Source organism: Neobacillus drentensis, from assembly GCF_036962765.1.
Lineage (GTDB): Bacteria > Bacillota > Bacilli > Bacillales > Cytobacillaceae > Neobacillus > Neobacillus drentensis_C.
The window spans coordinates 1-227 of record NZ_JBALOS010000215.1; positions in this window are offsets into that span (position 1 = coordinate 1).

Sequence of the window (227 nt, forward strand, 5' to 3'; positions counted from 1 at the left end):
ACGTTGAATCTTGTATTTACCGAATAATAAGTGTATCCCTCTAAAAAATGGTAATTCTATATAATAGAGGTGATTACGTGATAGGACTTATTTTAGCAATTATCGTTTATAACTTTATCGCCTTTAAGACAAATAAGAAACTAACAGGTAATCAAATTATACAAATTTGGACATTTACCGTTGCGTTTCAGATAATATTTGATGTCATTATTGATTATAAATATCAC